Annotated in this window: 9 protein-coding genes; 3 read left to right on the top strand and 6 right to left on the bottom strand. The window is 46.6% G+C overall.

The genetic code is table 11. The annotated features are described in order from the left end of the window. The first annotated feature begins 182 nt into the window (after nucleotides 1-182). Nucleotides 183-1,145: a 6-phosphofructokinase gene (pfkA, locus tag B9J87_RS04775; RefSeq protein WP_026027886.1), complete on the top strand. Its 963-nt coding sequence runs from the start codon at nucleotides 183-185 to the stop codon at nucleotides 1,143-1,145. 111 nt (nucleotides 1,146-1,256) lie between these two features. Here the strand turns inward: pfkA and glpX are convergent, their stop codons facing one another. Continuing rightward, entirely contained in the window at nucleotides 1,257-2,264 is a 1,008-nt protein-coding gene (glpX, locus tag B9J87_RS04780) for a class II fructose-bisphosphatase (protein WP_013855841.1), read from the bottom strand. A 317-nt stretch (nucleotides 2,265-2,581) separates the two neighbouring features. On the opposite strand from glpX, the gene zapB reads away from it, so the two are divergent. Next, the gene (zapB, locus tag B9J87_RS04785; RefSeq protein WP_013855843.1) at nucleotides 2,582-2,824 is read left to right on the top strand and encodes a cell division protein ZapB; all 243 of its coding nucleotides are present in this window, start codon (nucleotides 2,582-2,584) and stop codon (nucleotides 2,822-2,824) included. 118 nt (nucleotides 2,825-2,942) lie between these two features. Here the strand turns inward: zapB and metF are convergent, their stop codons facing one another. From metF to B9J87_RS04800, 3 genes are all read right to left on the bottom strand, one after another. Further along, nucleotides 2,943-3,833, bottom strand: coding sequence for a methylenetetrahydrofolate reductase (metF, locus tag B9J87_RS04790; protein ID WP_017043191.1), 891 nt, complete (start codon nucleotides 3,831-3,833; stop codon nucleotides 2,943-2,945). Nucleotides 3,834-4,078: 245 nt separating this feature from the next. Beyond that, entirely contained in the window at nucleotides 4,079-6,490 is a 2,412-nt protein-coding gene (locus B9J87_RS04795) for a bifunctional aspartate kinase/homoserine dehydrogenase II (RefSeq protein WP_094149574.1), read from the bottom strand. Beyond that, nucleotides 6,490-7,656 (bottom strand): O-succinylhomoserine (thiol)-lyase, encoded by a 1,167-nt coding sequence (locus tag B9J87_RS04800; RefSeq protein WP_017049224.1) that lies wholly within the window; start codon nucleotides 7,654-7,656, stop codon nucleotides 6,490-6,492. The genes B9J87_RS04795 and B9J87_RS04800 overlap by 1 nt, the downstream gene beginning before the upstream one ends. A gap of 393 nt (nucleotides 7,657-8,049) precedes the next feature. On the opposite strand from B9J87_RS04800, the gene metJ reads away from it, so the two are divergent. After that, nucleotides 8,050-8,376, top strand: a complete 327-nt coding sequence (metJ, locus tag B9J87_RS04805) for a met regulon transcriptional regulator MetJ (RefSeq protein ID WP_010318342.1) — start codon at nucleotides 8,050-8,052, stop codon at nucleotides 8,374-8,376. A 148-nt stretch (nucleotides 8,377-8,524) separates the two neighbouring features. Here the strand turns inward: metJ and B9J87_RS04810 are convergent, their stop codons facing one another. Then, nucleotides 8,525-9,802 carry a malic enzyme-like NAD(P)-binding protein gene (locus tag B9J87_RS04810; RefSeq protein WP_026027888.1) on the bottom strand — a complete coding sequence of 426 codons (1,278 nt, stop codon included), beginning with the start codon at nucleotides 9,800-9,802 and terminating at the stop codon, nucleotides 8,525-8,527. Between the two features lie 205 nt (nucleotides 9,803-10,007). Continuing rightward, on the bottom strand, nucleotides 10,008-10,085 hold a 78-nt coding region (locus B9J87_RS04815), incomplete at its 5' end, for a 50S ribosomal protein L31 (protein WP_176429481.1).

The following is a 10,085-nucleotide window of genomic DNA, read 5'->3' on the forward strand; positions in this document are numbered from 1 at the left end:
ACTCAAAACTGTAATACTCTTACATAAGTAGCAAACTTACATAGTTTCGTGCAAATAACAGTAGTATTCCTCTTTAGGAAAGGTAACATTATGCACAGATTAGAAAGATTTTGCTGTCGGTTTTATCGCTAACGGACAGCGTAAAAAATTAGTATTAAGTTCCCAAAAAATCGAGGGTGAGCATGATTAAGAAGATCGGTGTTTTGACTAGTGGCGGTGACGCACCTGGCATGAACGCAGCAATCCGTGGTGTTGTTCGTACGGCACTCGGTGCTGATTTGGAAGTATTTGGTATTTACGATGGCTACCTTGGTCTTTATGAAGATCGCATTAAAAAATTGGATCGTTCAAGCGTTTCTGACGTTATCAATAAAGGTGGTACTTTCCTAGGTTCTGCGCGTTTCCCTGAATTTCGTGAAGTCGCAGTACGTGAAAAAGCGATCGAAAACCTAAGAAAGCATGGTATTGATGCTTTAGTTGTCATCGGCGGTGACGGTTCTTACATGGGTGCGAAAAAGCTGACCGAAATGGGTTTTCCATGCGTTGGTTTACCAGGCACGATTGATAACGACATTGCTGGTACCGATTACACCATTGGCTACTTAACGGCATTGAATACGGTTATCGATGCGATTGACCGCTTACGTGATACTTCCTCTTCTCATCAACGTATTTCTATTGTTGAAATTATGGGTCGTCATTGCGGTGATTTGACTCTGATGTCGGCGATTGCAGGCGGTTGTGAATACATCATCACCCCTGAAACTGGCCTGAATATGGAGCAACTGATTGCAAATGTTCAAGACGGTATTAAGAAAGGTAAGAAACACGCCATTATTGCACTGACTGAGTTGATGATGGATGCTAACCAACTGGCGAAAGAAATTGAAAAAGCAACGGGACGTGAAACTCGCGCTACCGTGCTGGGTCATATTCAACGCGGTGGTCGCCCGACGGCTTTTGACCGTGTTCTTGCGTCACGCATGGGTAATTTTGCAGTACATTTACTGCTTGATGGCCACGGTGGTCGTTGTGTTGGTATTCAGAAAGAGCAGTTGGTTCACCACGATATTATCGACGCAATTGAAAATATGAAGCGTCCAGTTCGCACTGATTTGTATAAAGTGGCTGAAGAGTTATTCTAATCACTTCTTCCATCTCGGTATAAAGTGATTAAGTAAAAAAGACCGCATTGCGGTCTTTTTTGTCTCTCTATGCTTTGTCGTTAAAATAAAACAGAGCAAAGCACTGGCGGATTACAAAATGATCGCGCGCACTTCTGGGTCTTTGCGCTCTAAGTAGTGAATTGATTTAATACGGCGAATGGTACGACAGCGGCCACGAATTAATAGCGTTTCTGTGGTGGCGATGTTGCCTTTGCGGGTAATACCTTCCAGCAGATCCCCTTTGGTGATACCAGTAGCTGAGAAAATGACGTTATCACTGCGGGCCATCTCTTCCATTTTCAGCACTACGCCAGCTTCGACACCCATTTCCGCGCAGCGAGCTAACTCTTTTGCACCGTAAATGCGGTTTTCTTCCGTATCGCCTTTGACTTCATGACGTGGTAGTAGACGGCCATGCATGTCACCATCTAGAGCTCGGATGACCGCGGCTGAAACCACTCCTTCAGGTGCACCGCCTATGCAGTACATCACGTCGACTTCACTATCAGGCATGCAAGTTAGGATCGAGGCGGCGACATCGCCATCTGGCACAGCAAACACGCGAACACCCATCTCTTGCATCTGCGCTATGGTGGCATCATGGCGAGGTTTCGCTAAGGTGATCACCACTAGAGTGTCTAATGGTTTATTCAGCGCGGCGGCGATATTTTCTAAATTCTCTTTTAAAGGCTTATTGAGGTCAATGCATCCTTTAGCGCCGGGGCCAACCACCAATTTTTCCATATACATATCAGGTGCTTTAAGGAAGCTGCCTTTTTCGCCAGCCGCCAAAACAGCCAATGCGTTTGACTGGCCCATTGCCGTCATGCGCGTACCTTCAATAGGATCCACTGCGATATCAACCGCATCGCCACCAAGGCCAACAAGCTCGCCAATGTAGAGCATTGGAGCATCGTCAATTTCGCCTTCACCGATTACAATTTCACCTTGGATGTCGGTTTTATTGAGTAGGTTGCGCATGACTTCTACCGCTGCGCCATCGGCCGCATTTTTATCGCCTCGGCCAAGCCATTTGTAACCTGCCAGTGCGGCACCTTCAGTGACTCGAGAGAATGCCATTGCTAAATCGCGTTTCATGCTAGCTCCAAAGAAAAGGGAATAGGAAATTTCGGCGGGAATTTTAGCATATCAAATAGTAAACGTTTGCTTTTTTAGTTCGCAAGGGTTGCACTTGATCAAAGCTAAGCCTCAAATTGAGCAAATCTATGGTCAGATAAAGTGTTTTTCGGCCTAGGTTTGGCGCTTAAGTGAGTTGACGGTTAAGTTGAGCCGATTTTTTAGCCAAATAGCGAGAAAATTTGCATATAGTGAGTGTTTCTGAGCGCTGTGCTGAGTAGAATGAACCAATAAGTGAAATTTTGTTCACCTCAACCGAATAACTAAGGGTATGCACCATGTCTTTTGAAGTATTAGAACTACTAGAAGCAAAAATTCAAACCGCAGTTGACACCATCGCACTTCTACAAATGGAAGTGGAAGAGCTTAAAGAAGAGAAACAGCAGCTCGTGAATGAAGCGAATGAGCTAAAAGTAGCGCGTGAAGAGCTTGAGCAAAAAGCGCAACAAATGGAGCAAGAGCAGAGTGCATGGCAAGATCGTATTCGTAGCTTACTTGGTAAAATGGACGACGTGGAATAATCTGCTCGCTTAAGTGATACCACAACGCCGACATCAAGTCGGCGTTACTTTTAATCAATCATCGCGTTTTATCACGAACAACATTTACCAATAATAGCGTTATGAGTGCAGAGAAAGTTTATGCTTTCGGTCTTACGCCCAACGTATGGCACAATGCGTAGGTCATTTCAGCGCGATTGAGCGTATAGAAATGGAAGTCTTTGACACCTTCACGGCTTAAAATGCGAACCATGTCAATTGCTTGGCTTGCACCCACGAGCTGGCGTGTGGTTGGGTCATCATCTAATCCATTAAATTGTTTCGCCATCCATCCGGGGACTTTAACGTTGTTTTGCGCGGCAAAGCGAGAAGCTTGTTTAAAGTTTGATACCGGTAGAATGCCCGGTACAATTTCAGCATCAATACCAGCGGCTACGCAGCGGTCGCGAAATCGTAAGTAGCTTTCAACATCAAAAAAGAATTGAGTAATTGCGCGGTTTGCACCTGCATCAATTTTGCGTTTTAGATTGACCAGATCGGATTGCGCGCTTTTCGCTTCAGGGTGGACTTCTGGAAATGCCGCGACAGAAATATCAAAATCATGGCGAGATTTGAGTAGAGTCACTAAGTCGGAAGCATACATTTCTGGTTTGCCGCCACCAGCGGGAATATCGCCACGCAGTGCAACTATGTTCTGGATGCCGTTGTGCCAGTAGTCATCGGCAATCTGAATCAGCTCATCGCGAGAGGCATCGATGCAAGTGAGGTGCGGTGCTGCAATAAGGCCAGTTTGATCTTTAATCTCTTTAATGATCGAATGGGTGCGGTCGCGCTCGCCAGAGTTTGCTCCGTAAGTCACAGAAACAAATTTAGGTTGCAGGGTTTTTAAACGGTGAACGGAATTCCACAATGTCTCTTCCATTTGCGCTGAGCTGGGTGGAAAAAACTCAAATGAGACATTGATATTATCTGATAGCTCAGCCACGTTCTGGTTGAGTGCATCAATATGACCGGCGTGCGTGTATCCCATTTTATTTCTCCCTGTGGCGTTCTTCCGCCAATCTATCATTCCTTAAGTTGACGTTTAGACGTCTATATGTCTACAGAATGTATTGAATAGCATTTAATGTCAACACTGTAATTATGAATATTATTCATGTTGATTGTGAGTGACCTTCAAGTCATGCTCAACCTCGGTATGCATGACCTAATATCATCCTTTCGCAGTTAAATTAAGGAGCCTAGTGGCCCCTTAATCTGGAATAAGCTGGAGTGTTACAGCAAGCTTGACAGCAAGTTGAGGTCCGATTGGATAGCTCCTGCTGTCACTTCTCTACCAGCGCCCGGGCCACGAATCACTAACGGGTTATCGCGATACCATTTACTCTCGATAGCAAAAATGTTGTCACAAGGTAAAAGGTTAGCCAAAGCGTGTTCACGCTCTAAAGCTTCAACCCCCACCGTTGCTTTGCCATTTTTCTCAAGCCTTGCGACATAGCGTAGCACTTTATCTTCACGTTGTGCTTTGGTTAGTCTCTCGGCTAATTTTTCACTCAGCAGTTGGCCTTTGTCTAAAAAGTCATCCAGTGAGAGGTGCTTGAGCTCATCAGGAACCAGTGATTCAACTTTGACATTTTCCGGTTCGATATGTAATCCCGCTTCACGGGCTAGGATCACCAGTTTGCGCATTACGTCTGAACCATCCAGATCGCTGCGCGGATCAGGCTCGGTAAGTCCTTGTTGCCATGCTAAATCGACCAGTTCGCTAAACGGTATTGAGCCGTCGAATTGCTGAAATAACCAAGATAAAGTGCCAGAGAAAATACCAGAGAGGGCGACGATTTCATCACCGCTTTCACGCAAATCACGTACCGTGTGGTTAATGGGTAAGCCTGCGCCAACCGTCGCGTTGTAGAGCCAATGGCGGCTAATTTTCGCGAACGCTTCTTTTATTTGGTGGTAATCGACGCTAGAGGAAGAGCCCGCGACTTTATTCGCTGAGATGAGGTGCATCCCATTTTCAGCAATGTTGAGGTAGTGATCAGCCAGTTCTTTGCTTGCGGTTACATCGAGCACAACCGCTTCGTCATATCCTTGAATATTGCTTAATCGTTGGAGCCAAGTCATTCCTTCACTGGCAATCGCTTCATCGTCAAAATGCTTTAAAACCGATGCTGCATCAATCCCTTGCTCATCAAACCAATAGGTTTGGCTATCGACCACCGCGACCAACTCGAAGTTCATGCCATGGCGTTTTTCTAACTCTGATTTTTGTTCAGCAAAGAGTTTTAACCAACTCGAACCAATGTTGCCTTTGCCACACAGTGCCAGTGCGACCCGTTTTTGCGCCTGAAATAGTTGGTTATGCATACCCACCACTAAGGGGGTGATCGGCGTTTTACGCAGTACCGCGACTAAACTCAGCCCAGATTCGGCTTCACAGATAAACTCGATCGGTGATGAGCGTAGCTGTTGATAAAAGCCGTAGCAGTGATTGGGGTTTTTCGTCACTCCCGCACCCACAGCACCCACTAATGAAAAGCCTTCTTTGAGTTTAATTTCTGCTTCAAAAGCGGCATCTTGCAGATGGGCTAGGGCTCCGCCTGAAATCTCAGCAGTATAGGCAAGACGCAGTTGGTGTTGATCGGCTTGAGTATCGAAAGCTAGCGGTTCGAGTTGAGCACGACGCAAGCTGCGTAGTACATCATTTTGTAGGCGCTGGAAGTCATGCCCGTGAGCAAAATTAAGCTCAATCAACAGCACATCATCAAGTGAAGTAATGATTTTGGCACCGCGTCCCGATGCCAATACACGCTCAATGCGAGTCGAGCCTGCTTCGGGTTGATAACTGCAGCGCAAGTGCAAATCCATGGTGCTTTGCGCCACGGGCTGCAAAGTTCGGCTGTGCAATACTGGGGCGGCAAGGCGCGCTAACTCGTTGGTTTCGTCCAAACGCAGTAGCGGCAGTAAACAGGCATCACTAACAATGCGCGGGTCGGCGCTATAAACACCGGCCACATCACTCCAAATCGTTACTCGGTTTACTTCCGCAAGTGCGCCGATCATAGTGGCGGAGTAATCGGAACCATTGCGCCCAAGTAGCACAGTATCACCTTGTTCACTGCGAGCCATAAAGCCTGTGATGATCACTCGGTGATGCGCGTGTTGTGCCAAAATTTCTTTCAGCAAAGGGTAGGAGCGAGCGCGATCTACTTCCGGTTGTGTGCCTGCTTGCGCGCGAAGAAATTCGCGGGCGTCTTGTGCCACAGCCGCAAGATTATGTTGATTGAGTAACGCCGCCAATAAGCGTGATGACCACACTTCACCATGGCCAAGTACCGCCGCTTGTTGAGCTGGCGATAGGGGCGCGCAAAGCTGACCCAAGGTGCGAATTTCGTTGGTGAGTAAAGTGATGAGCGGTTGCGCTGCATCTTCATCGAGCAGCGCGTTGATTAAATCGATTTGGTACTGACGGACCGATTGCAAGTTCTCATGAGCTACTCGGCCATCTTTATTGAGAGCGTCGAGAAATTCGATTAAACGATTGGTGGTTTTTCCTGCGGCAGAAACCACCACCAAATCATCAGCTTGAGAATACTCTTTTAAGATATTAACGACCCGTTTGTAGCATTCAGGATCGGCAAGGCTGCTACCGCCAAACTTGTGCAATTGACGTAGGGCAGTCATTAATAGGCCTCCTTCGCTTTAGCAAAGGCTTGAGCGAGATCGTCAATCAAATCTTGGGCATCTTCTAAGCCGACCGATAGGCGTAATAGCTGCTGTGAAACACCGGCTTCGGCCAACGCTTCTTCGCCCATCGCTCGGTGAGTCATCGAAGCGGGGTGGCAGATTAAGCTCTCCACGCCTCCTAATGATTCTGCCAGTGAGAATAATGTTAACTGAGAGACAAAATATTTGAGCTGTTCAAAGCTGCCCGCAAACTCAAAACTTAGCATAGATCCAAAGCCAGATTGCTGCTTTTTCGCTATCTCATGGCCAGGATGCTCTGGCAAACTCGGGTGATAAATGACCTTTACTAAGGCTTCGCTTTGCAGATAGTCCAAAATGGCACGTGAGCTTTCCTCATGGACGCGCATTCTTGCGCCTAAGGTACGAATGCCACGCAGCGTCATATAGCTATCAAAAGGGGTTCCCGTTGAGCCAAGGCAGTTGCCCCACCATGCTAGCTCTTCAGCGTGCTGCTCTGTTTTGGTGATAACAACTCCGCCAATCACATCGGAGTGGCCATTGATGAATTTGGTGGTGGAGTGGATGACAAAATCTGCGCCCAACTCTAATGGTTTTTGGAAGACTGGCGTTAAGAAGGTGTTGTCAACCGCCACTAATGCACCGACGGCGTGTGCTTGTTGGCAAATATCAGCAATATCTACCACGCGAACTAATGGGTTGGATGGGGTTTCAATGAGTACCAATTTGGGTTTTTTCGCCAAAGCGGCTTGCAAAGCGTTTGGATCGGATTGATCAATAAAGAGTGTCTTAAAATCGCCTTTTTTGGCACGCGTATTAAACAGGCGATATGTGCCACCGTAACAGTCATGCGGGGCCACAATCAGATCATCAGGACTTAAAAAGGCGGAAACCCATAGATTCAGCGCCGAAGTGCCACAGTTAGTGACCACCGCGCCTTGACCCGATTCGAGTTCAAACAATGCTTTTTCGAGCAGACCTCGATTTGGGTTGCCAGAGCGTGTGTAATCGTATTTAGGCACTTCACCAAACGCAGGAAAGCTATAATTTGTCGAAAGATAAATTGGAGGCACAACAGCATGATATTGAGAGTCGGATTCAATACCGGTTCTAACGGCGATGGTGGCTGGCTTGCGAGTGGTCATGACGGTTTCCTTACTTAATTAAACTCAATAAACTGACTTTTATTGAGGGGTTCCTGCTTTATCTGGGGACAACGAAATGGCAACGTCCATTGTCTCGAGTATTAGCTATATCCGATAGTGCGTGAGATTGCTATCCCCTTTCTAACTTGAAGTGGCTGCGATGTTGGCTAGGTTCACCTACTTCAATCACATAGTCTGGCTTCCTTGACTTGCCGCTCTGCTGAAATTTCAAGTATTTCGGGTATCTCTTTGTCGATAATGGCACACTTTACTGAACTCAAAAGAAGACGTCAATATATCTAGACGTCTATATGTCTTTGCTTGTGGCGGTAAATCCCGCTAAAATCCAACTTTCAAATTTTTAACGACCAATTACGATAACGAAGGTGCGCAATGGCAGACTGGAATGGGGAATACATTAGCCCATATGCTGAACATGGGAAGAAGAGTGAGCAAGTCAAAAAAATCACCGTTTCAATCCCATTGAAAGTATTGAAAGTATTAACTGATGAGCGCACTCGCCGTCAAATCAATAACTTACGCCACGCAACGAACAGTGAGCTGCTGTGTGAAGCCTTCTTGCATGCTTATACCGGTCAACCTTTACCGACCGACGAAGATTTGAGAAAAGATCGTCCAGACGATATTCCGACGGAAGCAAAAGCATTAATGACCGCCATGGGCATTGAATTTGAAGCGTATGATGATGAAGAAGTGTAGCGCGTAATTGCGGTACAACGAGATAAAATCGAGAGGATACTGGGTAAGTTGCCATTGTGACTTTGGCTCTGTGTCTCAGAATATAAAAAAACCGCTGAAAGTCAGCGGTTTTTTTTCGAGCGAGGCATTTAGCCGCTCAAGCTTGTGATTATTCTTGCATGTAATTGACAGGCATCTCGATTCGAGCGACGCCAGAGTCAACCGCTGCTTGAGCAACCGCTTTAGCAACACGAGGCAGTAGGCGTGGGTCCATCGGTTTTGGAATGATGTATTCAGGGCCGAAACTTAACGCTTTTACGCCTGCAGCTTTCAACACTTCAGCCGGCACTTCTTCTTTAGCCAGTTCACGTATCGCCTCAACTGCGGCTAGCTTCATTTGGTCATTAATTTCACTAGCACGGACATCCAAAGCGCCACGGAAAATAAATGGGAAGCACAACACGTTGTTGACTTGGTTTGGATAATCGCTACGGCCTGTGCCGAGAATTAAATCGTCACGTACTGCGCGTGCGAGTTCCGGTTTAATTTCTGGATCCGGATTTGAGCAAGCAAATACGATCGGTTTATCGGCCATTAATTTTAGCGCTTCGGCAGGCAGCAGGTTGGGGCCTGACACACCTAGGAATAAGTCAGCGCCTTCAATCACATCTTCCAGTGTGCGTTTGTCGGTGTTATTAGCAAACAACTGCTTATATTCATTAATGTCATCGCGACGAGTATGAATCACACCTTTGCGATCAAGCATGTAGATTTTTTCACGCATTGCGCCGCACTTAATCAATAGTTCCATGCAAGCGGTGGCTGCTGCGCCAGCGCCAAGACAGACGATAGTGCATTCGTTGAGTTTCTTGCCTTGCAGTTCAATCGCATTGAGCATGCCAGCGGCGGTAACAATCGCAGTGCCGTGTTGATCGTCATGGAAAACAGGCACATTACAGCGTTCGATCAAACGGCGTTCAATCTCAAAGCAATCTGGTGCTTTGATATCTTCTAAGTTGATGCCGCCAAAGGTGTCGGCGATGTTGGCAACCGTATCGACAAATTCATCGATTGTGCGGTGTTTTACTTCAATATCAATTGAATCAAGTCCAGCAAAGCGTTTAAACAGTAGCGCTTTTCCTTCCATGACGGGCTTGGAAGCCATCGGACCTAAGTTACCTAAACCAAGAATAGCCGTGCCGTTTGAGATCACAGCGACGGTGTTGCCTTTCGCAGTGTATTTATAAACGTTGTCGATGTTCTGTGCTATTTCACGAACCGGTTCTGCTACGCCCGGGCTGTAAGCTAGAGCAAGGTCTTCAGCCGAGTCGGCAGGCTTAGTTAATGAAATGGCAATTTTACCCGCGGTTGGGTAAGCATGGTAATCGAGTGCGCGTTGGCGAAATTGTTCTTCTGCCGTTAATTCTTGGTGAGTGTCATCAGACATAGGTATAAGTGCTCGTGTTGGATTGGAAAAGGTCCATAATTCTAATGGATGTCGCTCAAACTTCCTAGGCGGGAACCTGACGTGCTTCATCAAAAAATGGAGAAAATGTCGCAGATAAGACCAGTGCGTACTGACAACTATACAAAAAATGCCAACAAAAAAGGATGCCGAAGCATCCTTTTTTAATTTTCTAGCAAAAAAGAGATTATTTGCTAGAAAGAGCACCGAAACGCTTGTTGAAGCGATCTACACGGCCGCCAGTATCAACGATACGTTGCTTACC

This window comes from Vibrio sp. V19_P1S1T109, from assembly GCF_002241375.1.
Classification (GTDB): Bacteria; Pseudomonadota; Gammaproteobacteria; order Enterobacterales; family Vibrionaceae; genus Vibrio; species Vibrio anguillarum.